The organism is Streptomyces sp. KPB2, from assembly GCF_003950055.1.
Classification (GTDB): Bacteria; Actinomycetota; Actinomycetes; order Streptomycetales; family Streptomycetaceae; genus Streptomyces; species Streptomyces salinarius.
The window spans coordinates 4,480,113-4,503,845 of sequence record NZ_CP034353.1 but is presented as its reverse complement, the minus strand read 5'-3'; the positions used below and the strand labels follow the sequence as shown (position 1 = coordinate 4,503,845).

General features: G+C 73.7%; 19 protein-coding genes and 1 tRNA gene. 12 read left to right on the top strand and 8 right to left on the bottom strand.

Annotated features, from left to right (window positions below; translation table 11 throughout):
• Nucleotides 1-364: 364 nt before the first annotated feature.
• The gene (locus D1J63_RS20180) at nt 365-850 is read right to left on the bottom strand and encodes a hypothetical protein (protein WP_125630501.1); all 486 of its coding nucleotides are present in this window, start codon (nt 848-850) and stop codon (nt 365-367) included.
• Nucleotides 851-3,278: 2,428 nt separating this feature from the next.
• On the opposite strand from D1J63_RS20180, the gene D1J63_RS20175 reads away from it, so the two are divergent.
• The 9 genes from D1J63_RS20175 to D1J63_RS20135 all read left to right on the top strand — a co-directional run bounded on the left by D1J63_RS20175 (nt 3,279) and on the right by D1J63_RS20135 (nt 13,543).
• Nucleotides 3,279-4,031: a hypothetical protein gene (locus D1J63_RS20175; protein ID WP_125630499.1), complete on the top strand. Its 753-nt coding sequence runs from the start codon at nt 3,279-3,281 to the stop codon at nt 4,029-4,031.
• Between the two features lie 141 nt (nt 4,032-4,172).
• A complete protein-coding gene (locus D1J63_RS20170; RefSeq protein ID WP_102927666.1) occupies nt 4,173-4,595 on the top strand; it encodes a phage tail protein in 423 nt (140 codons plus the stop codon).
• 28 nt (nt 4,596-4,623) lie between these two features.
• On the top strand, nt 4,624-5,343 hold the full coding sequence (locus D1J63_RS20165; RefSeq protein ID WP_125630497.1) for a tail protein X: 720 nt from the start codon (nt 4,624-4,626) through the stop codon (nt 5,341-5,343).
• Nucleotides 5,343-7,262 (top strand): VgrG-related protein, encoded by a 1,920-nt coding sequence (locus D1J63_RS20160; RefSeq protein ID WP_125630495.1) that lies wholly within the window; start codon nt 5,343-5,345, stop codon nt 7,260-7,262. The genes D1J63_RS20165 and D1J63_RS20160 overlap by 1 nt, the downstream gene beginning before the upstream one ends.
• Nucleotides 7,263-7,296: 34 nt before the next feature.
• Nucleotides 7,297-7,758 carry a GPW/gp25 family protein gene (locus D1J63_RS20155; protein ID WP_125630493.1) on the top strand — a complete coding sequence of 154 codons (462 nt, stop codon included), beginning with the start codon at nt 7,297-7,299 and terminating at the stop codon, nt 7,756-7,758.
• On the top strand, nt 7,758-9,716 hold the full coding sequence (locus tag D1J63_RS20150; protein WP_102927662.1) for a putative baseplate assembly protein: 1,959 nt from the start codon (nt 7,758-7,760) through the stop codon (nt 9,714-9,716). The genes D1J63_RS20155 and D1J63_RS20150 overlap by 1 nt, the downstream gene beginning before the upstream one ends.
• On the top strand, nt 9,713-10,291 hold the full coding sequence (locus D1J63_RS20145; protein WP_102927661.1) for a phage tail protein: 579 nt from the start codon (nt 9,713-9,715) through the stop codon (nt 10,289-10,291). Before D1J63_RS20150 ends, D1J63_RS20145 begins: the two co-directional genes overlap by 4 nt.
• On the top strand, nt 10,288-11,763 hold the full coding sequence (locus D1J63_RS20140; protein ID WP_125630491.1) for a zinc ribbon domain-containing protein: 1,476 nt from the start codon (nt 10,288-10,290) through the stop codon (nt 11,761-11,763). The genes D1J63_RS20145 and D1J63_RS20140 overlap by 4 nt, the downstream gene beginning before the upstream one ends.
• Before the next feature lie 133 nt (nt 11,764-11,896).
• Nucleotides 11,897-13,543 (top strand): alpha/beta hydrolase, encoded by a 1,647-nt coding sequence (locus tag D1J63_RS20135; RefSeq protein ID WP_125630489.1) that lies wholly within the window; start codon nt 11,897-11,899, stop codon nt 13,541-13,543.
• A 62-nt stretch (nt 13,544-13,605) separates the two neighbouring features.
• Here D1J63_RS20135 and D1J63_RS20130 read toward each other — a convergent pair.
• A tRNA-Thr gene (locus D1J63_RS20130) sits at nt 13,606-13,679 on the bottom strand.
• Nucleotides 13,680-13,898: 219 nt separating this feature from the next.
• Here D1J63_RS20130 and msiK point away from each other — a divergent pair.
• The 3 genes from msiK to D1J63_RS20115 all read left to right on the top strand — a co-directional run bounded on the left by msiK (nt 13,899) and on the right by D1J63_RS20115 (nt 16,484).
• Nucleotides 13,899-15,035 carry a diacetylchitobiose ABC transporter ATP-binding protein MsiK gene (msiK, locus tag D1J63_RS20125; RefSeq protein WP_102931070.1) on the top strand — a complete coding sequence of 379 codons (1,137 nt, stop codon included), beginning with the start codon at nt 13,899-13,901 and terminating at the stop codon, nt 15,033-15,035.
• A gap of 222 nt (nt 15,036-15,257) precedes the next feature.
• Nucleotides 15,258-15,704 carry a hypothetical protein gene (locus tag D1J63_RS20120; protein ID WP_125635628.1) on the top strand — a complete coding sequence of 149 codons (447 nt, stop codon included), beginning with the start codon at nt 15,258-15,260 and terminating at the stop codon, nt 15,702-15,704.
• 42 nt (nt 15,705-15,746) lie between these two features.
• Nucleotides 15,747-16,484, top strand: a complete 738-nt coding sequence (locus D1J63_RS20115; RefSeq protein WP_125630487.1) for a nucleotidyltransferase family protein — start codon at nt 15,747-15,749, stop codon at nt 16,482-16,484.
• Nucleotides 16,485-16,578: 94 nt separating this feature from the next.
• Here the strand turns inward: D1J63_RS20115 and D1J63_RS20110 are convergent, their stop codons facing one another.
• The 6 genes from D1J63_RS20110 to D1J63_RS20080 all read right to left on the bottom strand — a co-directional run bounded on the left by D1J63_RS20110 (nt 16,579) and on the right by D1J63_RS20080 (nt 23,319).
• Nucleotides 16,579-18,294, bottom strand: a complete 1,716-nt coding sequence (locus D1J63_RS20110) for a DoxX family protein (RefSeq protein ID WP_164712900.1) — start codon at nt 18,292-18,294, stop codon at nt 16,579-16,581.
• 260 nt (nt 18,295-18,554) lie between these two features.
• Nucleotides 18,555-19,496, bottom strand: a complete 942-nt coding sequence (gene rlmB, locus D1J63_RS20105) for a 23S rRNA (guanosine(2251)-2'-O)-methyltransferase RlmB (protein WP_102928103.1) — start codon at nt 19,494-19,496, stop codon at nt 18,555-18,557.
• Nucleotides 19,497-19,626: 130 nt separating this feature from the next.
• Nucleotides 19,627-21,027, bottom strand: coding sequence for a cysteine--tRNA ligase (cysS, locus tag D1J63_RS20100; protein WP_125630485.1), 1,401 nt, complete (start codon nt 21,025-21,027; stop codon nt 19,627-19,629).
• Nucleotides 21,028-21,220: 193 nt separating this feature from the next.
• Nucleotides 21,221-21,733, bottom strand: coding sequence for a 2-C-methyl-D-erythritol 2,4-cyclodiphosphate synthase (gene ispF / locus D1J63_RS20095; protein ID WP_125630483.1), 513 nt, complete (start codon nt 21,731-21,733; stop codon nt 21,221-21,223).
• Nucleotides 21,723-22,499 (bottom strand): 2-C-methyl-D-erythritol 4-phosphate cytidylyltransferase, encoded by a 777-nt coding sequence (gene ispD / locus D1J63_RS20090; protein ID WP_102928106.1) that lies wholly within the window; start codon nt 22,497-22,499, stop codon nt 21,723-21,725. Before ispD ends, ispF begins: the two co-directional genes overlap by 11 nt.
• Before the next feature lie 337 nt (nt 22,500-22,836).
• Nucleotides 22,837-23,319, bottom strand: coding sequence for a CarD family transcriptional regulator (locus D1J63_RS20080; protein WP_003953493.1), 483 nt, complete (start codon nt 23,317-23,319; stop codon nt 22,837-22,839).
• Between the last annotated feature and the right edge of the window lie 414 nt (nt 23,320-23,733).

The following is a 23,733-nucleotide window of genomic DNA, read 5'->3' as shown; positions in this document are numbered from 1 at the left end:
GATTCCTGGACCGGCTGCGGGGCCGTCGGGACGACGTCGGCGACGGCGACGGCGACGGGGGCGAGGGCGCGCTGTCCGCGGCTCCGTCTCCGGACCCGGGCGCCGACGGGAGCACGGCGTCCACGGCCGGCCCGGCGAGCGGTCCCGCGTCCGGACCGGCGCCCGTCGCGGTCGCCGCCTGGACCGGTCTGCCGCCGATCCAGCGGGCGACGGGTGCGGCGCGTACGGGAGTGGCGGACGCCGGTTTCGGCGGCCGCCTTCCGACGTGGCAGAACCCGTCGTTCACGAGCGCGCCGTCCCCGGCGGTACTGAACCCGGCGGCCGGCGACAGCCTGCTGTCGGGCGCCTTCGGCACACCGGCCCGTCAGCCGTCCTCCACCCGCCTGGCACCCCCGTCGGGCCCGCCACCGGTCCAGCGGATGCCGGTCGCGCCCCTGCGCGCGATACCGGCGGAGACCTCCGAGACCGGCGCACCCAGCGCTCCCGCGGGTTCCGTGGCGCCGACCCGGACCTCCGCCTCGGGTGCGCAGCCGCGTACGCCCCGGACCCGCCGGGGCGCTTCGGCACCCGCACCGGCACCGCAGCCCGCGTCCACGGCCACACCGCCGGTGCAGCGGGCGGCGCGTTCCACCGGGGCGGCACCGGCCCCGACGTCCGGGGCTCCGGCGAGCGCACCGTCGGCCCGGTCCGCGCGCGGGGTCCGGGTGACGCCGGTACCGCCCACCGCGACGCACCCGCGCCAGGGACTGACCAAGGCTCCGTCCGGGGGGTCGGCCGTGCAGCGCCGGTCCCTGCCCGCGAGCCGCCGGACCACCGACTCGCCGCCGGAGTCCTCCGGGACGGCGCCCACGTCGACGGACGGCGACCGAGCGGATCCCGGCGCCCCGGCGCGGCGCGCCGTACCTCCGCAACCCCGGCCCACGCCACCCGCCGCACCGCAGTCCCCGGCCGCTCCTCCGGTACAGCGGGCGGAGTCCACGCACACCCCGGCGCCCGGGCCCGTGAAGGGTGACCGACCGGCGCCCGACGCCCCGGTGCGGGGCACCGCCCCCCGGTCCGGCGGCGGTACGGGACCGGCAGGACACGCCGGTACGTCGTCAGCTGCGCCGGTCCAGCGAGCCGTACGCGAGCCCGGCACCGACACCCCCACGTCCCCGGCCCGCGCCGCCGGTACGCCCGTCCAACGTGCGGCGCGCGAGACCAACGCCGCCCCAACACCCGCGCCCAGCCGGGACCGAGGCACCCCGGCCCAGCGACCCACGCGCGAGACCAGCAACAACGCGGGCCCAACACCCCCGGCCCGCAACGCCGGTACGCCCAAGACCGGCACACCGGTCCAACGCGCAGTGCGCGAAACCAACGCCGCCCCAACACCCGCGCCCAGCCGGGACCGAGGCACCCCGGCCCAGCGACCCACGCGCGAGACCAGCAACAACGCGGGCCCAACACCCCCGGCCCGCAACGCCAGTACGCCCGAGGCCGCACCGCCCGTCCAACGCGCGGTGCGCGAAACCAACGCCACCCCAACACCCGCGCCCAGCCGGGACCAAGGCATCCCGGCCCAGCGACCCACGCGCGAGACCAGCACCAACGCGGGCCCAACACCCCCGGCCCGCAACGCCAGTACGCCCGAGGCCGGGCCGTCCCCCGCGCGGGACCGAGGCACCCCGACGCCCGGTGATACGCCGGTCCAGCGCGCCGCACGCGAACCCGGCAGCGGTGCCCCCGCGCCCGCCGCGGGATCCACCTCCGCCGGTGAGCGCCGGCCGACCTCGCCGGGCGCCGCTTCGACGGACCCCGTGGTCCAGCGGTCGGCGGACCGACGGCCCAGGACGGGCCTCGGGCCCCCCATCTCGCGCTCCGGCGACGGCACGCCGACCCGTACCCCCGCCGCCGAGCAGCGCACCGTGCCGCGGCCCGGCCCCGCGTCGACCGGGCCGACCGGTGAACTCCCCGTGCAGCGGGCGGAATCCACGAGCGCGTCCGCTCCGGGGACGCCCCCGGCGCCCACCACCCGCACCGCCCCGACCCCCGACCGCGCCGCCTCCGACCTCCCGGTGCAGCGCGCGTCGGCGCCCGGCTCCGCCACGCCCGCGTCCGGCTCCGGAAGCACGGGCACCGACAGCGCGACGTCGCCCTCGGTGCCTTCGTCGTCCCCGGCGCCCGCGCCCGCGCCCACGGCAGGGACCTCGCCGGTCTCCCCCTCGCGCAACGCCCCTTCGACCCCCTCGCCGGCCACGGCACCGGGCACTGCGCCCGCGCCGGTTCAGCGGGCGGTCGCCCGCGTCACCCCGCCGGCGGCCCCGGGCAGCGAAGCGGGTCCCTCCCGACCGGCGAACCGTCCCTCCACGTCACCCGGCGCCCACAGCGCCCCGGCCGACGCACAGCCCCCGGTCCAACGCCGGGCAGCCGCCGACCAGTCGAGGCCGGCACCAACGCCACCGCCCTCAGGCCCCACGGCGCCTCCGTCGGCCCACCGCTCGTCCGAAGCGCCCTCCGCGGTGCCCACGGCGGCCCCGGTCCAGCGGGCCACCAACAGGCCGGCCACCGACCTGCCCGGCCCGCCCTCCGCGCCCGCTGCACGGGCACCGCGCGGCGACACCCCTGCGGCATCCCCCGTCCAGCGCTCGGCCTCGGCCCAGCTCCCCGTCGCCCGCACGGAATCCCCCGTCGGCCAGAACACGGCGGGCAGCCCCTCGCCCGTACCTCTCGACCGACCGGCACCGGACCGGCCGGAGACCCGCCCGGCCCAACCCCACCGCACGGGAACCGGCCCCACTGAAACCGGCCGCACGGAAGCCCACCGCACGCAGACCCCCCGGCCCGCAAGCAGCCGGCCGGGGACCAGTGGCTCCCCGGCCGCCCCGGCCCACCCCGTGCAGCGCAGCGTCGCGCCCCGTCGTCCGGGACTCGGCGCCCCCACCTCCGCCGGCCCGGCCAACGCCGTACGCCCGGCCGCGCCCCCCGCTGCCCCGGCCCGGGTGACACCGCCCGCGCAGCGCTCCTCCGCGCTCGGCGCCCCCCTGCCCCCGGCCGACACCGCGCCGTCGGCTTCGCGCCCGCCCGCGGTGGCCCCCGTCCCGGTCACCACCGAGCCCCGTACCACTGGGCCCGTCCAGCGGGCCACCGCGCCGGGCGGCACCCCGGCCCCGACCACGGCGAGCCCGGCACCGCCCCCCTTCGCGGCCACCCCGCCCCTCGCGGCAACGCCGCCTTTCGCGGCCACGCCACCCTTCCCGGCACCGCACCCTTCCCCGGCCGCCCCTTCACCTCTCCCGGTGTCCTCTTCGACGCCCCTGCGGAGCGCGCCCACGGTCACGCCCGCGACCGCGCCCCTGACGACCCTCGCGGCGCCACCCCTGCCGGTCGCACCCGGCGGCACCGGGCCCAAGCCCCCCGCCGTCCAGCGCGCCGCCACGAAGGCCGTACCCCTGCGCCGGCCCGCTCCCCCGGCTGCCACCGGCGCACCCCTCCCGGTGGCCCCCCTCACGCCGCCCGCCGCGTCGGCGCCCCGTCCGGCGCTCCCCGTCGCCGCGGCGGCACCCGCGCCGCCGCCCGCCGACTCGGTGCCCGCCGCCCCCGCGGACCCTGCCGTCACCGCCGCGTCGGCAGCGCCCGGCGAGGCCTCCGCGTTCCCGGTCCAGCGCGCGTTCGGCCGCGGCAGCCGGGCCGGTCGTACCACCGGTGCCCTGGCGGCGAGCGCCGCGGCCGCACTGACCGAGACGTTCACGCGCCTCCGGCCCCACTCCTCGCCGCAGGGCCCGGCCGAGCCGCCACCGCCGCCGTACAGCGCCTCCCCGCCCGGCGGGCCGCCCCCGTACGCGGCGGTCCCCGCCGAGCCGAACCCGGGGGAGGGCCAGCGGCCGCCCGAGTACACGGCGGTCCCGGACGGTGGTTTCGACCCGCGTCAGCTCACCGAGTTCCAGCTCGACGAACTGGTGCACCGGATCGTCGGCCGCGTCACCCGTCTCGTCCGCACCGAGTTGCGCATGGACCGCGAGCGGATCGGCAGACTGCGCGACCCCCGCTGACCGAACCCGCCGAACCCGCCGAACCCGCCGACCGCACCGGACAGGCCGAAGAGACCGACCGGCCCGAAGCGACCGGACCGCCCACCGCCCGACGCCCGCCCACGACCGTTCCCCTCCCTCCCGACAGAAAGGCCGACCCCGATGACCCGCCAGGACCCGGGCTCCTCCATCTGGTTCAGCCTCGCCATCGACGGCGAGAGCCTCGGCTACTTCAACGGGTGCGAGGGGCTGTCGACCCAGGTGGAGGTGGAACAGCGCCAGGAGGGCGGCAACAACGGGTTCGTGTGGCAACTGCCCACCCGCGTCACGTTCTCCAACATCCGGCTGACCCGCCCCCTCACCCCGGACACGGCGAAGGTCGCCAAGTGGATCTCCTCCGTGCAGACCGGCATCAAGCGGCCCACCGCGCAGATCTCCGCCCTGCGCGCCGACGGGTCGCTGGTCGCCCGCTGGGGACTCATCGACGTCCTGCCGGTCAGCTGGCAGGGCCCCAGCCTCGACCCCGGCAACCTGTCCGTGGCCAACGAGGTCCTGGAGATCGCCCACCACGGGTTCACGGACTGACGGCGCCGAAGAGCAGAAAGGAAGACCCATGGCCAGCAGCAAGGGCGCCGGCAAGAGCCTCGTACGCGCCAACCTCGCCATCCACGAGCCTCCCACCGGGGACTCCACCACGCCCGGTGGGCTGATGCGCACCTTCGGCTTCGAGTTCAACCCGGCCCAGCTGACCCTCACCCGCCGGGCCCAGTGGAACGCGACCCCCGTGGCGGCCGTACGGGAGGCCGCGAAGCCGGAGTTCCTGGGCGCCGAGCCGCGGGAGATGACCCTGGAGATCTTCCTGGACACCTCCATGAAGCCCGGCGCCAACACGGTCCTGAAGAAGGTCGAGTCGCTGCTGGACTGCTGCGAGGTCACCGCCAAGAGCCTCGCCGCCGACCAGCCGTCACCGCCCTGGGTGGTCTTCGAGTGGGGGTCGTTCTCCACCGCCCGGTTCACCGCGTACGTCGCGTCCATCGAGGCGTCGTACACCCTCTTCAGCACCACCGGCGTCCCCATCCGCGCCACCTGCCAGGTGTCGCTGGTCGAGATCCCCGGCCCGACCCAGGGTCAGAACCCGACCTCGGGCGCGCTCACCGCACAGCGCGTGCACCGCGTCGTCGCGGGCGACTCGCTCCAGTCGCTGGCCTGGCGGGAGTACGGCAGCGCGAACGCCTGGCGGGCCATCGCCGAGGCCAACGGCATCGACGACCCGTCCCGGCTGCCGACCGGCACCCAGCTCATGCTGCCGGCCGCCGAGGAGGTGGCTCGCTGATGGTGCGTCCCGCGTTCTCCAGCATCGTCAAGGTGCGCGTCGGCTCCGCCGAACTGCCCGACGACATCGCCCTGATGCTCGTCGACGGCTGGGTCGACCAGGGCGTCGGCGTGCCCGCGGCCTTCCGCCTCACCTTCCGCGACCCCAAACGCAGGGTCCTCGACAAGCTCGGGGTGCAGTTCGGCACCCGGGTCGTCATCACCCCCGTCGCCGACGGCAAGGGCATCGGCAAACCGCTGCTGACCGGCGAGGTCACCGCCATGGAGGCCGACTTCGACGGCACCGGCAGCTACACCGTGATCCGCGGCTACGACTTCGGGCACCGCCTGATGCGCCAGCGCCGTGTGGCCGCCTACCGCAACCAGAAGGCGTCCGACATCGCCCGCAAACTCGCCGGCATGGACGGCGTGTCCGTCGGGCGGATCGATCCGACGAAGGGCGCCTACGGGTTCATCAGCCAGTCCAACGTCACCGACTGGGACTTCCTGGCCCGGCTCGCCGACGAGAACAACATGGTGATGTACGTGGACGCCAAGGGGAAGTTCCGGCTCGTCAAGCCGAACCCCGCCTCCGGTGCCCCCTCTCCCCAGACCGACGGGGACCAGAGCGCCTTCGTGCTCCAGGCCCGCCACGACGTCATGCGGCTGCGGGCCGCGGTCACCGCGGCCGACCAGGTCGGCAAGGTCGAGTCGCGCGGCTGGAACGTCACCACCAAGAAGAAGATCGTCGAGACCGCGCCCGCCACCACCGACCCGGGCATCAGCATCGGCTCCACCCCCGGCAGGGCCGCGGGCGCGTTCAAGACCGCCAAGCTCGTCGAGACCGCCCACCCCTACGACCGGCAGGACGAGGTGCGGCACGCCGCGAAGGCCCTCGCCGCCGACGTCACCTCCTCCTTCGCCGAGCTGGAGATATCCGTCAAGGGCAGCCCCGACCTGCGGCCCGGCGTGCCCGTGGCCCTCTCCGACGTCGGCAAGCCCTTCGAGGGCAAGTACACCGTCACCTCGGCGCGCCACCACTTCGGCGACAGCGAGGGCTACCGGACCTGGCTGACCGTCAGCGGCCGCCAATGGCGCTCCCTGTACGGACTCGCCTCCGGCGGCGGAGGCGCCACGGACCCCGCCGGCGCGGCCCGGCTGCCCAGCGTCGCCAACGCCATCGTCACCGACGTGCAGGACCCCCTCAAACAGGGCCGGGTCAAGCTGCAGTTCCCCTGGCTGGACGACGCCTACGTCAGCGACTGGGCGCGCAGTGTGCAGATGGGCGGCAAGGGCGGCGGCGGGGTCTTCCCCATGGACGTCGGCGACGAGGTGCTGGTCGCCTTCGACCGGGGGGCGCTCGACCACCCGTTCGTCATCGGCGGCCTCTACAACGGCCGGGACGTGCCGACCAAGGTGGCCGACGTGCCCCTGCACGACGGCCTGAAGAAGAAGGCCGTCCGGCACACCCTGTCCGACCGTCAGGGCAACCGCGTGGACCTGCTGAGCCAGCAGACCGGGCGGCGCAAGCAGGGCGTGCGGATCGCCAGCGGCAACGACAAGCTGACCATCAACCTCGACCGCACCAAGACCGAGATCACCGTGGACAGCAAGGGTTCGGTCAGCATCACGGGCAGCCGCTCGGTGTCGGTGGAGGCGGGCACGGACCTCACGCTGGAAGGGCGCCGTTCGGTGACGGTGAAGAGCGGCGGACCGCTGCTCCTCCAGGGGCGGGGCCTGGTCAACCTCACGTCGACCGCCGGCACCGTCAACGTCCGGGCGACGGGTGCCCTGCTCATGTCGGCGACCGGTGTCATGTCGCTCACCGCCACGGGCATGGTGACGGTCACCTCGGTGGCCAACGTGAACATCAAGGCGATCAAGCTCGACCTCCTCGGCGCCGTCTTCGTCAACACCGTCAAGTACCCGCTCCCGGCATGACCGGACGCGGATCAAGAAGGCAGGAGGCCCCCTGATGGCCGAACAGTTCGTCGGCTCCGGCTGGTCGTTCCCCCTGCGCATCGGGCCCACTGGCGGCATCGCCCTCGTCAGCGGCGAGCGGGAGATCGAGGAGGCCATGCAGCTCGTCCTCGCCACCGCCCCCGGCGAGCGGCCGATGCGTCCCGAGTTCGGCTGCGCCATCCACGACCTCGTCTTCGCGCCGGTCAACGAGCAGACCGCCGGCCGCATCCAGCACGAGGTGTACACCAGCCTGGACCGCTGGGAGCCGCGCATCGAGGTCCACGAGGTCGACGTCACGGCCGGCGAGGACCAGAGCGTCCTCCACATCGACGTGCGCTACTCCATCCGCGGCACCAACAACCCGCGCAGCCTCGTCTTCCCCTTCTACGTCATCCCCTCCCACGACGAGCCGGACCTCCCCGACGGCGGGACCGGCCCCGCGGGCCTCCCGGGCTCTCCCGAAAGCGATCGCTGATGTCCCTGCCCTCCCCGAACCTCGACGACCGCCGCTTCCAGCAGTTCGTCGACGACGCCAAGCGCTACATCCAGCAGCGCGCCCCGGAGTGGACCGACCACAACGTCTCCGACCCCGGCGTCACCCTCGTCGAGACCGTCGCCCACATGGCCGACCAGATCGTCTACCGCCTCAACCGGGTGCCGGAGAAGAACCACCTCGCCTTCCTCGACCTGGTCGGCATCACCCTGTTCCCGCCGTCCGCCGCCCGCACGGACGTCACCTTCTGGCTGTCCGCGCCGCAGGAGGACGCCATCCTGGTCCCCGTCGGCACCGAGGTCGCCACCCTGCGCACCGAACGCGACGAGGCCGTCGTCTTCACCACCACCGGCGACCTCACCGTCGTGCCGTGCGCCCTCGGCCGTCTGGTGGTGCAGCACAGCGGCGAAGCCGTCACCGACCGCACGACCGACCTCGCCGAGGGCAAGGACCTGATGTGCTTCGCCGAGGCGCCCGCCCCCGGCGACTGCATGCTCATCGGCCTCACCAACGCCGTCCCGCACTGCGCGCTCGCCCTCGAACTCGACAGCCGCGTCGACGGCGTCGGTGTCGACCCCCGCCAGCCGCCCCTGGTGTGGGAGGCCTGGACCGAGGACGGCTGGCAGCCCTGCGACGTCGACCGCGACGGCACCGGCGGCCTCAACCGCCCCGGCGACATCGTCCTCCACGTGCCCGGCGGCCACGTGCTGTCCCGCAACGGCGGCCACGAGGCCGGCTGGATCCGCTGCCGGGTCACCGACCCCCTGCCCGGCCAGCCCTTCTACACCGCCTCACCGACCATCCGCTCGGCCGAGGCCTACACCATCGGCGGCACCACCGGCACCGTCCACGCCGAGACCGTGTACGACGAGGCCCTCGGCGAGTCCACCGGCCTCCCCGGGCAGCGCATCCGGCTCGAACACGCCCCCGTCGTCGCCGACGACCCGCCCGTCCTGCTCCAGACCGCCGCCGACGACGGCTGGCAGGACTGGCAGGTCGTCCCCCACTTCGCCGGCTCCCGCCCCGACGACCACCACATCACCCTCGACGCCGCCACCGGCGAGATCGCCTTCGGCCCCGCCGTCCGCGAGGCCGACGGCACCCTGCGCCAGTACGGCACCGTCCCGCCCAAGGGCGCCGTCATCCGCGCCCGCCGCTACCGCACCGGCGGGGGCAGGGCCGGCAACGTCGCCCGCGGCGCCGTACAGGTGCTGCGCACCTCCATCCCGTACGTCTCCGAGGTCGTCAACCGCGAGGCCGCCCGCGGCGGCGTCGACGGCGAGACCGTCGAGGAGGCCAAGCTCCGCGCGCCGATCACCCTGCGCGCGCAGGAGCGCGCCGTCACCCTGCGCGACTACGAGGAGCTCGCCCGCCGCGCCGCCCCGGAAACCGCCCGCATCACCTGCCTGGAGGGGGAGGAGAACGAATACGGCGCCCACGCCGTCCGCGTCCTCGTCGTCCCCCAGGCCGTCCCCGACCCCGGTGGCCGCCTCCGCTTCGAACAACTCGTCCCCGGCGACGCCCTCCTCGGCCGCATCACCCGCCACCTCGACGAACGCCGCCTCATCGGCACCCGCCTCTCCGTCGGACCGCCCTACTACCAGGGCGTCACCGTCGTCGCCACCGTCCACGCCTTCCGCGACGTCGACGCCGACCGCGTACGCCGCCAGACCCACGACGCCCTCTATCGCCACCTCGACCCGCTCACCGGCGGCGCCGACGGCAGGGGCTGGCCCTTCGGGCGCCCCGTGCAGGCCGGCGAGGTCTTCGCCGTCCTCCAGCGCGTGCCCGGCGTCGAGCTCGTCGACGAGGTCGTCCTGCACCCCGCCGACCCCCTCACCGGCAAGCGCGGCGACCCCACCGACCGCATCGACCTCGAAGCCCCCGCCCTGGTCTTCTCCTACGACCACCGGGTCCGCGTGATCGGCGACGGCGCATGACGGCCGCCCCCGCCTCCCGGCGAGGCTCCGTCGACGGACTCGGCTCCTCCCTGCCCATCGCCTCGATGCTGCCCGCCGTCTTCGCCGACGACGACCTCGCCCTGCGTTTCGTCGGCGGACTCGACGACGTCCTCGCCCCCATCCTCAGCGTCCTGGACTGCCTCGACACCTACTTCGACCCCGCCCTCACCCCGGCCGACTTCGCCCAGTGGCTCGGCACCTGGGTCGGCGCCGAGACCGACGGCACCGAACCCGAGGCGCGGCTGCGCGCCGCCGTCGCCGCCGCCGCCCGGCTGCACCGCGTACGCGGCACCCGGCAGGGGCTCGCCGAAGCCGTACGGCTGGCCTTCGGCGTCGAACCGGAGATCACCGAGAGCGGCGGCGCCCAGTGGAACGCCCGCCCGCTCGGCCCGTTCCCCGGCCGGCCCCGCCCCCACCTGCACGTCGCCCTCCGGCTGCCCGACCCGAAACCGGCCGACACCCACCGCCTGGACGCCCTCGTCGCCGCCGCCCGCCCCGCCCACATGCCCTACACGGTCGAAGTGACCGCCTCCGAAAGGACCCCGGAGAGATGACCACGCAGAACTGCGCCGAGTGCGGAACCCGCGCGGAACCGGGCCAGTCCTTCTGCGACGCGTGCGGCGCCGTACTCAGCTGGGAGCAGACCGGCGCCGCCCGCAACGCCCAGCCCGCGGTCGCCAAGTCCGACCAGAGCCCCGCCCCCGCCCCCGCCTTCGACGCCTTCGCCGGCGCGGGCGTACCCCCGGCCCGCACCGACCGCCCGGCCACGACACCGGCACCCGCGGCTGCCTCCGCTGCCGCCTCTGCGCCCGCTTCGGGTTCGGCGTCGGGTTCGGCTTCGGTTTCGGCTTCGGCTTCGGCTTCCGACGGCACGGTCGAACCGTCCCCGGATGCCATCGGCGACGACCCGACCCTGCCCCGGCAGCGCCGCGCGGAAGGCCCGGAGGGCACCCCGGCCGTCGACGAGACGGCGGGCGACGCGGGCCGGGCAGGTGAGGCCGGTTCGCCGGGCACCGCCCAGAACCGCGACCCCGCGCCCGACGAGACGGCCCCCACCGCCCCGGTGCCCGCCGCGGCGGCCGCCCCCGCGGCACCCGCCCCGGCGGCCCTCAGCGACACCATGTCCGACCGGGCCCGTTCCCTCCTCGTCCCCGTCGCCGACCCCGAGGCCCCGGCCCCCACGCCTCCGCCGGCCGTCGCCCCCGTGCTGCCCGGCCGCCCCGACGCCGACCGCCCCCAGGTCCGCGCCCCCGGCCACCAGCCGGACATCGCCAACGGCCCGCCCTGCCCCTGGTGCTCCACCCCCAACCGTCCCGACCGCCACTACTGCGCCCGCTGCGCCATGCCCCTGGTCGCGGGCGGCGACCAGGCCACCACGCGCGCCCCCTGGTGGCGCCGGCTCTTCGGGGGACGCCGCCGGGAAACCCCCTGGGCCGGTGACCGCCCCCGTCTGCGCCGCGTCTTCGACCGCATCGGCACCTGGATCACGGTCGCCGTCGTGGCCACCCTGGCCGTCCTCGGCTTCATGTACATCCCCGAGGGCATCGACAACACCCGCGACCACTTCGCCAAGCGCGCCCCCGTCGCCCCCGACGGGATCAAGGCCTCGCACTCCTTCCCCGGCCACGACCCGAAGCTCCTCATCGACAAGCTGAGCAACACCTGGTGGGGCCCGGGCATCTCGGAGTCCGGCCAGGGCGAATGGGTCGAGGCCACCTTCACCGAGCCGACCCGCCTGCTCGACGTGATCATCACCCCTGGCGTCTCCTCCCGCGCCAACAAGCTGCAGGAGTCGGCCCTGCCGCACCGCATCAAGGCGACGATCACCATGAAGGACGGCTCGATCAAGACCCGCGACCTCACCCTCGACCAGGGGGCCGGCGGACAGCGACGCCCGTTCCGCGTCGGCGAGGTCACCAAGGTCCGCTTCACCATCGAGTCCGCCCACGCCGCTTCCGCCGACAAGCAGGTGGCGATCGCCGAGATCGAGTTCTTCGGCCCCTCCAGCGCCAACCGCTCCTCCTGACCCGGGCAGGGGCCCCGCCACCCACGACGATCCGAAACCGGCGGGGCCCCGCGCCCACCCGAGAAGAGCCCCAGCCCCACCCGAACGGACGCCACACCATGCGTCCCCCGCCCGGCCGCCAGAGGCTGAGGCCATGCCCACAGCACGAGCGATATCCACCGCCGTCCTGCTGTCCACGGCCACCCTGCTCGCCTCCTCCCTGACGGCCTGCGCGCCCTCGGACCAGGAACGCGACCGGCAACGCGGCACCGGCGGCACCACGACCGACGCACAGGCCCTGACCAACCTCCGCACCCAGTCCCTGGACTGGAAACCCTGCGCCGCCCCCTCCCCCCTCCAGGGCGGCGGCGAGGCCCCCGCGGCGCTTCCCGACGGCACCCGGTGGCAGTGCGCCACCCTGCGTACGCCGTTGAACTGGAAAGACCCCTCCGGCGAGACCATCGACCTCGCGCTCATCCGCGCCCGCACCAGCGGCACCCCGGACGACCGGATCGGCTCCCTGCTCTTCAACTTCGGCGGCCCCGGCGGCTCCGGCGTCGCCACCCTCCCCGGGCTCGCCCCGGACTACGAGAAGCTCCGCACCCGCTACGACCTCGTCAGCTTCGACCCGCGCGGCGTCGGCGCCAGCAGCGGCGTGCGCTGCCTCGACGCCGGCCTCCCCGACGAGGACGAGATCGACCAGACGCCCGACGACGGCGGCGACGAGACCAACGCCCTCGTCCGGTTCAACCGGGAAACGGCGGCCGCCTGCAAGAAGAACTCCGGGGACGTCCTCCCCTACGTCGGCACCACCCAGGCCGCCCAGGACATGGACCTGCTGCGCCAGGTCCTCGGGGACGACAAGCTTCACTACTTCGGCATCTCCTACGGAACCGAACTCGGCGGCGTCTACGCCCACTTGTTCCCGGAACACGTCGGCCGTGCCGTGCTCGACGGCGTCGTCGACCCCACCCAGGACGCCATGGAGGAAGCCCTCGCCCAGGCCGGCGGCTTCCAGCTCGCCTTCGAACACTTCGCCAACTGGTGCGCCCAGCAGGGCTGCACGCTCGGCGACGACGCCGAGGACATCGTCGACCTCACCGTCGGCCTCGAGGAAGCCCTCGACGACGCCCCGCTCGCCACCCCCGGCGGCGGCGAAGTCGACGGCGACGCCCTCATCGACGCCATCAGCGGCGCCCTCTACCGCCAGGACTACTGGCCCGCCCTCCGCGTGGGCCTGGAAGCGGTCACCGACGACAACGGTGAGGTCCTGGAGGACCTCGCCGAAGCCCTCGGCCAGCACGGCAGGGGCGGCGACCCCGACGACGACGCCGACGACGCCGACCCGGACGAAAGCAACGAGGACGACGCCTTCCGGGCCATCACCTGCGACGACTCCAGCAACCGCTACACCGTCGCCGACGTGCAGTCCCGCCTCCCCGACTTCCTCGAAGCCTCCCCCCTCTTCGGCCCCGGACTCGCCTGGTCGGCCCTCACCTGCGACGGCTGGCCCGTCCCCGGCGCCGCCCCGCACCCCGAGGTCGGCGCCCCCGGCGCATCCCCCGTCCTCCTCGTCGGCAACACCGGCGACCCCGCCACCCCGTACGAAGGCGCCGCCCGCATGGCGGAACGCCTCGGCGAGAAGGTGGGCGTGGAACTGACCTACGAGGGCGAGGGCCACGGCGCCTACGACAGCGGCAACACCTGCGTCCAGAACGCCGTCAACGCGTACCTGCTCGACGGCAGGCTTCCGGACCCCGGCACGGTCTGCGAGGCGGAACCGCTCCCGGAGGGCAAGTAACCGGCACCACCGACAACGCCCCCGCGATCCGAGATCGCGGGGGCGTTGCCCTGTCGCTGCAAAGCCCCCTGTCGGATTCGAACCGACGACCTTCGCTTTACAAGAGCGGCGCTCTGACCAGCTGAGCTAAGGAGGCACGCGCGCGGCGGGCGCGCGCAGGCTGCTCCACTGTACACAGAGCCGGTGAACGATGTGATTCGAAAATTTCGGCGAAATTCACAGACTCCCAGCTACTGACAGATCAGGTGAACGCCGGGTACCGTCCTGCTCAGCTTCACCCGTGTGGACTACACCACCACCTTCCTACAACGGATCGTCCGGCACGTTCCTGCCGGTAGAAGGGGGCCCATTCACCATGGCCACAGTTACGTTCGACAAGGCGACCCGTGTGTACCCGGGTTCCACCAAGCCCGCCGTCGACGGTCTCGACATCGACATCGCGGACGGTGAGTTCCTCGTCCTGGTCGGTCCCTCCGGTTGCGGCAAGTCCACCTCGCTCCGCATGCTCGCGGGGCTCGAGGACGTCAACGGCGGCGCCATCCGCATCGGCGACCGCGACGTGACGCACCTGCCGCCGAAGGACCGGGACATCGCCATGGTGTTCCAGAACTACGCGCTGTACCCGCACATGACGGTCGCCGACAACATGGGCTTCGCCCTCAAGATCGCCGGCGTCAACAAGGCGGAGATCCGGCAGAAGGTCGAGGAGGCCGCGAAGATCCTCGACCTCACCGAGTACCTGGACCGCAAGCCGAAGGCGCTCTCCGGTGGTCAGCGCCAGCGTGTGGCGATGGGCCGCGCCATCGTGCGTGAGCCGCAGGTGTTCCTCATGGACGAGCCGCTGTCCAACCTGGACGCCAAGCTCCGCGTCTCCACCCGTACGCAGATCGCCTCGCTCCAGCGCCGCCTGGGCATCACCACCGTCTACGTCACCCACGACCAGGTCGAGGCCATGACGATGGGCGACCGCGTGGCGGTCCTCAAGGACGGTCTGCTCCAGCAGGTCGACACCCCGCGGAACATGTACGACAAGCCCGCGAACCTCTTCGTCGCCGGCTTCATCGGTTCCCCGGCCATGAACCTGGTCGAGGTCCCGATCACCGACGGCGGCGTGAAGTTCGGCAACAGCGTCGTCCCGGTCAACCGCGACGCCCTGAAGGCCGCCGCCGACAAGGGCGACCGCACGGTGACCGTCGGTGTGCGTCCGGAGCACTTCGACGTGGTGGAGCTGAACGGCGGCGCGTCCAAGACCCTGTCGAAGGACTCGGCGGACGCCCCGGCCGGCCTCGCGGTCTCGGTGAACGTCGTGGAGGAGACCGGCGCCGACGGCTACATCTACGGCACGGTCGAGGTCGGCGGCGAGACGAAGGACCTCGTGGTCCGCGTCAGCAGCCGTGCGGTGCCGGAGAAGGGCACGACCGTCCACGTGGTGCCGCGTCCGGGCGAGACGCACGTGTTCTCGTCCTCCACGGGCGAGCGCCTCACCGACTGAGAAACCACGCGACCGGGTGATTTCACCCGCGTTGACGAAAAGAGCCCCGCGGCCTGCTGCGGGGCTCTTCCCGTTGTCGACAAATACCCCGGCACACCCGACATTTCGACCGGTGTTCGTCAACCTCTTATCCGGTTCGTGCCCGTCGTTCATCCCCCGATGGGGTGACTAAATGTCGCCAAATCATTACCGGGCGCTACCCTCACTCGCGTGAAGCACTCCGTGAAGCACTCCACCACCCGACAGACGCGACGCGGCCGGGGCCCCGCCCGCCGGATCGGCCGCTCTCTCGCCTTCGTCCTGCCCGTCGTCCTGGTGCTCTCCGGGACTCTCGCGGTCACCCGCGTCGACTGGTCCGGGGATCCCTCGGACTCGGTGCTCGCAGCGTCCGAGGCGTCGTCGTCCAAGGCCTCCGCCGCCCGCGCCCCGCACGAGGTGCTGCGCGACCGGCTGCTGACCGAGCTGCAGGAGGAGGACCCGGGCGTCGCGCTGACCCACCTCCAGCAGGCGGTGAACGAGCGCCCCTCGCTGGCCGACCACTGCGCGACCATCGCCCGCGCGCTGGGCCGCGCCGCGGTGAAGGCGTACGGCCCGACGCGCGCCCAGTCGTACGCCCGCCCCGTCTGCGACACCGCCTTCGCCTCGGGCGTCCTGGCCGCGCACGGCTGAGTGCCCTGCGGGGGCCGCCGGGGCGCCGCGTACAGTTCGGGCATGACCGATCCGAACGCCGCGTCCCGTCGCCCCGTTCAAGCCGTCGTCCTGGCCGGCGGGCAGGGTTCCCGGCTGCGCCCCTACACCGACGACCGGCCCAAGCCGATGGTCGAGATCCCGGGCACCGGGACGCCGATCATCGGCCATCAGCTCGCCTGGCTCGCCGAGGAGGGCGTCACCGACGTCGTGGTCTCCTGCGGTCATCTGGCCGAGGTGCTGCAGAAGTGGCTGGAGGGCGCCGATCTGCCGCTCTCCGTCACGACCGTCGTGGAGACCGAGCCGCTGGGCCGCGGCGGCGGCCTCAAGTACGCCGCCGCCCACCTCCCGCACCCCGACCGGCCCTGGTACGCGACCAACGGCGACATCTGGACCCGTTTCTCGCTGCGCGACATGGCCGACTTCCACGCCGAGCGGGACGCCGTCGCGACCCTCGCCCTGGCGCGTCCGCGGCTGCCGTGGGGCGCCGTGCAGACGGACGGCTTCGGCCACATCACCGACTTCATCGAGGCGCCGCCGTCGACGTTCGAGATCAACGCGGGCGTGTACGTCTTCTCGCCGGAGTTCGCCGCCATGCTCCCGGAGCGCGGCGACCACGAGCGCACCACCTTCCCCCGGCTGGCCCGCGAACGCCGCCTGGCCGGCTTCCCGATCCCCCAGGGCTCCTACTGGCGCGCGATCGACACCGCGAAGGACCTGACCGAGGCGGCCAGGGAGCTGGCGGCCCTGAGCGGCCGCTGAGCGCCGTACACACGTAGAGACAGACGGCACGGCAGCAGGGCCCCGCACGCGCTGTGCGGGGCCCTGCTCCGTGGTACGGGTGACCTGACGCCGGTCAGCCCAGGAGGCCGCCCACGAGGCGTCCGCCGGGCTCTCCCGTGGACGACGAGCCGCCGTCCTCACCGCTCCCGGTGCCGCCGGTGGAGCCGCCTCCGCCGCTGCCGCCGGTCGAGGTGCCGCCGGACGTCGGTCCCGCCGTGGTGCTCGGCGCCTGGCCGGCCGGGGAGGACTGCCGGGGCGGGGCCTGGCCCGTGGTGCCCTGGGTCTGGCTGGGCGTGCCGCCGCCGGTGGCGGTGCCGCTGCTGTCGCGGGTCGCTCCCGGCGTGCTCGCGCCGTCCTTCGCCGGGGCCGACGCGCCGCCGGTCGCACCCTGGGTGGGCGAGGCGGAGGCCTCCGGGGACGAGGTCTTCGGCCCGCGCGTGCCGGGCTCCTGCGGGAGCGGCGAGCCGGGCAGTTCGTTGCGCGGGGCCTCGCCGGGCCCGGGGACGACCACGCGGTCGGCGTCCCGGACGGCGCCGCCGAGGACGGAGCCGACCAGGAGGGTGATCCCGGCGACGAGGAAGGTGATCAGGGCGCCGCGGCGCAGGACGTAGCGGCGCAGGTCCCAGATGTCGGAGTGGGGGCCGAGCCGGCGCCAGGCGCTGCTCGCGAGCCTGCCGTCCACGGAGTAGACGGGTGCCCCGGCGATGATCAGCGGGGACCAGGCGGCGAGGTAGATGATGTCGGGCGCGTCGTAGACCGGGACGCTCTTCCAGCTGACGGTGACGAGGAGCGCGGCGGACAGGCCGGCGCCGATGACGGCGGCCACGCGCTGCCAGCAGCCGAGGACGGTCAGGACGCCCACCAGCACCTGGAGGAAGGCGATGACCAGCCCGGCGCCCACGGGGTGGGCGAGGGCGAACTGGCGCAGCGGCTCGGCGACGTCCCAGGGGTGCAGGGTGTTGAGCCACTTGACCATGGAGCCGCGTTCGCCGCCGTCGAAGTAGACGGGGTCGCAGAGCTTGCCCATGCCGGCGTAGATGGAGATGAAGCCGAGGAAGACGCGCAGGGGCAGCAGGACGACGCCGAGGTTCATGCGGCGGCCGGGGAAGTAGGCGTGGCGCGCCGGGTCGTCGGTGCGGCGCCTGCTGCGGGGCTCGCCCTGCTCCGGGTCGTCGTGGTCGACGTAGCCGTCGGGTCCGGGCCCGCCGGGTCCGGTCCCGAAGTCCAGGGTGTCGTAGGCGGGTTCGTCGTAGGCGCTGCCGACGGTGCGCATGGCGGGCAGCAGCCGGGTGCCCTCGGGGACGGGGCCGCGCTGGGCGCCGACGAGGGGGGCCTCGAGCGGTTCGGTGGCGGGGCCGTCGTCGTAGTCGAGGGGGTCGCCGTCGAGGCCGACCCGGGGGATGACCTGGGTGGCTCCGGCGTCGGCGGAGAGGTCGGCGGCCGGGTCGTCGGCGTGGTGACCGGCTCCCGCGCGCACCGCCTGGAGCAGCCGGTGGGCGCCGGTGTCGTCCGGGTCGGAGCGCCCGCTCCACACGACGGCGCGGCGGCGGCCCGCGGCCGGGGCGGCGGGCATGCGGGCGGTGTTCTGGGTGGCGCTCAGGTGCCGCGCGATCCGCGGGGACTGGGTCCGCCTGGCGGAGGCACCGAACTGCACGCGGAAACTCGCGTGGTTGACGATGACCTGGGCCGGATCGCTCGGCACCTTCACCATGCTCAGCGCGGGAGCGTCGTCGTATCCCGACGAGCGGTCCCCCGTGGGTGTGCGGGGTGTTCTGGTGTCCACACTCATCTAACCGAGTGATGTGTCGTTAGGACACTGCCTTGACCGCCCCGATCTGTCCGGACCGCGTCAAGCATGTCCGGACAGCCTCGAACACCCCGTTTGAGCTATCCGGCGAACACCCGTTCAGGAGCGCCGACGCGCCGCCTCGTACAGCACGATCCCCGCCGCCACGCCGGCGACCCCTCCCTCTGCCGCACTCGCACGCTGCGCGGCTTCGCACGGCTGCGCCGGCCTCCGACCGGCGGGCACCGCTCCCCCCGCTCGGGTCAGCCCCGCCGACGCGCCGCCTCGTACAGCACGATCCCCGCCGCCACACCGGCGTTGAGGGACTCGGCACCGCCCGGCATCGGGATCCGCACCCGGAAGTCGCAGGTCTCGCCGACGAGTCGGGACAGGCCCTTGCCCTCGCTGCCGACGACGATGACGACCGGGCCGTCCAGGGCCTCCAGGTCGCCGAGTTCGGACTCGCCGTCGGCGGCGAGGCCGACGACCGTGACACCGGCCTTCTGGTACTGCTCCAGCGCCCGGGTGAGGTTGGTCGCGCGGGCCACCGGCGTACGGGCGGCCGTACCGGCGGACGTCTTCCACGCGCCCGCCGTCATGCCGGCCGCGCGCCGCTCGGGCACGACGACGCCGTGGCCGCCGAAGGCGGAGACGGAGCGGACGACCGCGCCGAGGTTGCGCGGGTCGGTCACACCGTCGAGGGCGACGATCAGCGGGTCCGCGCCCTCGTCGTGGGCGGCGGCGACCAGGTCCTCGGGGTGCGCGTACTCGTACGGCGGCACCTGGAGCACGAGCCCCTGGTGGTTCAGCCCGTTGGTCATCCGGTCCAGCTCGGGACGCGGCGCCTCCATGAGGTTGATCCCGCCGCGGTCGGCGGCGAGCTGCAGCGCCTCGCGCACCCGCTCGTCGTTGTCGATGAACTGCTGGACGTAGAGCGTGGAGGCGGGCACGCCCTCGCGCAGTGCCTCGACGACCGGGTTGCGGCCGACGACCAGCTCGGACGTCGACCGGCCGCCGCCGCGCCGCTGCTGCGGGCGGCCCGTGGCGCGGCGCGCCTTGGCGTTGGCGGCGCGCTGCTTGGCGTGCCCCTTGCGCATCTCGGCGGGGGGCGTCGGCCCCTTGCCTTCCAGGCCACGGCGTCGCTTGCCACCGCTGCCGACCTGCGCGCCCTTCTTGCCGGACATGCGGCGGTTGTTCGCGGCCATGAGTTACCTGTCTCCGCTCTCGGTGTCTTCGGGGGGGGTGTGTGTCGTACGTGCGTCTTATGCAGTGTGCCGCCCGGAGGGCCGGGCGGCACAATCGATCTACGAGTCGATCTGTGACTGCGGAGTCGGGTCAGCGGGAGCCGAGGCTCCAGCGGGGACCCTGCGGGCCGTCCTCGATGACCAGCCCGGACTGCCCGAGCTGGTCGCGGATGGCGTCGGCCGTGGCCCAGTCCTTGCGCGCCCGCGCGGACTCGCGCTGGTCGAGCACGAGCCGTACGAGGCTGTCGACGACGTGCCGCAGGTCCTCGCCCTGCTCCTGCTCCCCCGCCCACTGCGCGTCCAGCGGGTCGAGCCCGAGCACGCCGAGCATGGCCCGCACCTCGGCGAGGCGGCCGACGGCGGCCTCCTTGTCGTCGGCGGCCAGCGCGCTGTTGCCCTGCCGGACGGTGGTGTGCACGATCGCGAGCGCCTGCGGGACGCCCAGGTCGTCGTCCATCGCCTCGGCGAAGGCGGGCGGCACCTCGGCGGCGGGCTCGACGGCGTGGCCGGCCAGCTCGGTGACGCGCTGCACGAAGCCCTCGATCCGCGCGTACGCCGACTCGGCCTCGCGCAGGGACTCCTCGCTGTACTCGATGGTGGAGCGGTAGTGCGGGGTGCCGAGGTAGTACCGCAGCACGACCGGGCGCCAGTGCTTGACCATCTCGCTCACGAGCACGCTGTTGCCGAGCGACTTGGACATCTTCTCGCCGCTCATGGTGACCCACGCGTTGTGCACCCAGTACCGGGCGAAGGCGTCGCCGAACCCCTTGGCCTGGGCGATCTCGTTCTCGTGGTGCGGGAAGATCAGGTCGATCCCGCCCCCGTGGACGTCGAACTCCTCGCCCAGGTACTTGTGCGCCATCGCGGAGCACTCCAGGTGCCAGCCGGGCCGCCCCCGCCCCCAGGGCGTCTCCCAGCTCGGCTCCCCGGGCTTGGCCGCCTTCCACATGGCGAAGTCGCGCGGGTCCCGCTTGCCGGTCTCGCCCTCCCCGGCGGGCTGGCGCAGCTCGTCGAGGTCCTGGTTGGACAGGGACAGGTAGCCCGGCAGGGACCGTACGTCGAAGTAGACGTTGCCCTCGGCCTCGTAGGCGTGCCCGCGTTCGATGAGGCCGCGCATCATCTCGACCATCTCGGTGATGTGCCCGGTGGCGCGGGGCTCGTACGTCGGCGGCAGGCAGCCGAGGGCGTCGTATGCGGCGTTGAACGCCCGCTCGTTCTCGTACCCGATCGACCACCAGGGGCGGTTCTGCTCGGCCGCCTTCCAGATGATCTTGTCGTCGATGTCGGTGACGTTGCGGACGAACGTGACGTCGTAGCCGCGGTAGGCGAACCAGCGGCGCATGATGTCGAAGTTCAGCCCGGACCGGACGTGCCCGATGTGCGGGGCGGCCTGCACGGTGGCACCGCACAGGTAGATCGAGACGCAGCCCGGCGTGAGGGGGGCGAAGTCACGGATCTGCCGGGCGCTGGTGTCGTACAGGCGAATAGTCACGAGTCCAGGGTAGTAGGCCCGGGGCAGTGCCCAGGGCACACGTACCCCGTTGTTGCGGCGACTTCTTGTCCCCGCGAGTCGGGTGGTGGGTGGGCACAGGCGGGGTCCAGGGGCGGAGCCCCTGGCGGGGCGCGGGGCGGAGCCCCGCACGGCGCGTCACCCGACGGCACCTCTCACGCTGCGCCCCGCCCGGCTAGGGCACCCGCACGACCAACGCCGTGGCCACCGCCATCAGCCCCTCCCCCCTCCCGGGGAACCCCAGCCCGTCCGTCGTCGCCCCCGACACGGACACCGGCGCCCCCGCGGCCGCGGAAAGCACCTCCTGCGCCTCTTCCCGCCGCTTGCCGATCTTCGGCCGCGCCCCGACCACCTGCACCGCGACGTTCCCGATCCGGAACCCCGCCTCCCGCACGATCCGCGCCGCCTCCGTCAGCAGCGTCACCCCGGACGCCCCGGACCACTCCGGCCGCCCGGTGCCGAAGTGCTGCCCGAGGTCACCGAGCCCCGCCGCCGAGAACAACGCGTTGCACGCCGCGTGCGCGACGACGTCCGCGTCGGAGTGCCCGGCGAGCCCGGGTCCCTCGCCCTCCCACTTCAACCCGGCGCACCACAGCTCACGCCCGTCCTCGAAGGCGTGGATGTCCGTACCGATCCCGACCTGCGGCAGCAACACCTGCACGTCCGCCTCGGATGCCTCAGAACCCATCGTTCAGCCTCCTGCGCGCCAGTACCGCCTCCGCGAGCACCAGGTCCAGCGGACGCGTCACCTTGAACGCCTCCTCGTGCCCGGGCACCACCACCACGGTGAGCCCCAGCTGCTCGACCATGCTCGCGTCGTCGGTGACGTCGTCGGTCACCGTCCCGTGGGCCCGCACCAGCGTGGCGCGGTCGAAGCCCTGCGGGGTCTGCACCGCGCGCAGCCGCGCCCGCTCGGGCGTCGCCACCACCGGCTCCGGCTCGCCGGGCGCCGCGGCGGGCTCGACCTGCTTGACGGTGTCGGCGAGCGGCACGGCCGGCACCACGGCGGGCGCGCCCTCCCGTACGGCCTCGATCACGGCGTCCACCGTGTCCACCGGTACGAGCGGCCGGGCCGCGTCGTGCACGAGGACGATGTCGTACTCGGGCGGCAGCGCGTCCAGGCCGAGCCGTACGGACTCCTGCCGCGTCTCGCCGCCGGGCACCACGAGGAAGTCCGTCCACTCGGGGAGCGCGTGCGTGTCGAGGAGGTTCTTCACCTCGGCCGCGCCGTCGGGCGGTGCGACGACCACGACGAGGGAGACCGCGCGGGAGGCGGCCATCGCGCGTACCGCGTGGATCAGCATGGGCGTGCCGCCCAGCGCGCGCAGGGCCTTGGGGGCGCCCGGGCCGAGCCGTACGCCCCGGCCCGCGGCCGGAATCACGGCGGCGGTCGGTGTGTTCGTACGGGTGCCGGCGGCCTGCGGGGCGGGCGAGGGACGCGATTCGTCAGACATCGGTTCCTGTCAGGTTTGTGTGCTCGACCTACTTGGGTATGGCCTCACCGTGCCGGGCGCGATGCCTTGACCGGACCCTTCCGTGACCCTGGTCGAGCCAGCAGCCCGGGCCCGGCACGCCAGGATCCGGGAGAGCCTCCCGGGACGAGCGTACGAGGATCATGGGCATCCGGACGTCCGGATGCCGTAAACCGTGTCCGGGCACCCGGGTACGAACATGCCGCAGCGCCCGGCGACAGCAAGGATGTCATCGGGCACCGCGGCATTTCAGTGCGCTGAACCGAGTGGCTGACGGTCTGCGCCTCACCTCGGATCCGGTCGGGTCAGGACCGTCGGATCAGGAGGCGAGCACCTCGTCGAGCAGGGCCTCCGCCTTGTCCTCGTTGGTGTTCTCCGCGAGGGCCAGCTCGCTCACCAGGATCTGGCGTGCCTTGGCGAGCATGCGCTTCTCACCTGCGGAGAGTCCGCGCTCGCGCTCGCGCCGCCACAGGTCGCGCACGACTTCCGCGACCTTGATGACGTCGCCGGAGGCGAGCTTCTCCAGGTTTGCCTTGTAACGACGCGACCAGTTCGTGGGCTCCTCGGCGTACGGCGCGCGCAGCACCTCGAAGACCCGGTCCAGCCCGTCCTGACCGACCACATCACGCACGCCGACGAACTCCGCATTGTCCGCTGGCACACGTACCGTCAGGTCGCCCTGGGCGACCTTCAGCACCAAGTAGGTCTTGTCCACGCCTTTGATCTGGCGAGTTTCGATAGCCTCGATCAGCGCGGCCCCGTGATGGGGATAGACCACGGTGTCGCCAACCTTGAACGTCATGTGACAGGTACCCCTTCCGTGGCTATCCAGGGTAACACGGAAACGGCGTCTTCTGAATGGCGTTTTCGCAGGTCAGGGCATATCTCGGGGCTTGACAACAGCAACAGGAACGTGCTGCGCCGGGCGAGCGGAAGAAAGTATTCGCAGGTCGGAGCGGCTGTTCCGGCCGCCCGAAACACGCACGTCACACGCTCCCGGAGCCCTCGCCGCATGCCCGAAGATCCCGATATGTCCGTTTCCACGCGTGCGACTTCCGCTACTCCGTTCGGTGGCCGTGGCGGGGTTCCGGACGAATCCGGAATTGATCACGAGGTGCCCCGCCCGGGCCCACCGGTGATCAATTTCCTGGCCGTCCGCGCATTCCTTCACGGAAATTTCGCGTACCGATCCGCGACCGGTATGGCGGAGGCTTCA

Bases quoted from the DNA above. Each gene is read 5' to 3' on its own strand.
- D1J63_RS20170 (WP_102927666.1), top strand. From the start codon at position 4,173: ATGACCCGCCAGGACCCGGGCTCCTCCATCTGGTTCAGCCTCGCCATC.
- D1J63_RS20080 (WP_003953493.1), bottom strand. From the start codon at position 23,319: ATGACGTTCAAGGTTGGCGACACCGTGGTCTATCCCCATCACGGGGCC.
- msiK (WP_102931070.1), top strand. From the start codon at position 13,899: ATGGCCACAGTTACGTTCGACAAGGCGACCCGTGTGTACCCGGGTTCC.
- rlmB (WP_102928103.1), bottom strand. From the start codon at position 19,496: ATGGCCGCGAACAACCGCCGCATGTCCGGCAAGAAGGGCGCGCAGGTC.
- ispD (WP_102928106.1), bottom strand. From the start codon at position 22,499: ATGTCTGACGAATCGCGTCCCTCGCCCGCCCCGCAGGCCGCCGGCACC.
- D1J63_RS20135 (WP_125630489.1), top strand. From the start codon at position 11,897: ATGCCCACAGCACGAGCGATATCCACCGCCGTCCTGCTGTCCACGGCC.
- ispF (WP_125630483.1), bottom strand. From the start codon at position 21,733: ATGGGTTCTGAGGCATCCGAGGCGGACGTGCAGGTGTTGCTGCCGCAG.
- D1J63_RS20155 (WP_125630493.1), top strand. From the start codon at position 7,297: ATGGCCGAACAGTTCGTCGGCTCCGGCTGGTCGTTCCCCCTGCGCATC.
- D1J63_RS20140 (WP_125630491.1), top strand. From the start codon at position 10,288: ATGACCACGCAGAACTGCGCCGAGTGCGGAACCCGCGCGGAACCGGGC.
- D1J63_RS20145 (WP_102927661.1), top strand. From the start codon at position 9,713: ATGACGGCCGCCCCCGCCTCCCGGCGAGGCTCCGTCGACGGACTCGGC.
- D1J63_RS20115 (WP_125630487.1), top strand. From the start codon at position 15,747: ATGACCGATCCGAACGCCGCGTCCCGTCGCCCCGTTCAAGCCGTCGTC.
- D1J63_RS20110 (WP_164712900.1), bottom strand. From the start codon at position 18,294: ATGAGTGTGGACACCAGAACACCCCGCACACCCACGGGGGACCGCTCG.
- D1J63_RS20160 (WP_125630495.1), top strand. From the start codon at position 5,343: ATGGTGCGTCCCGCGTTCTCCAGCATCGTCAAGGTGCGCGTCGGCTCC.
- D1J63_RS20165 (WP_125630497.1), top strand. From the start codon at position 4,624: ATGGCCAGCAGCAAGGGCGCCGGCAAGAGCCTCGTACGCGCCAACCTC.
- D1J63_RS20150 (WP_102927662.1), top strand. From the start codon at position 7,758: ATGTCCCTGCCCTCCCCGAACCTCGACGACCGCCGCTTCCAGCAGTTC.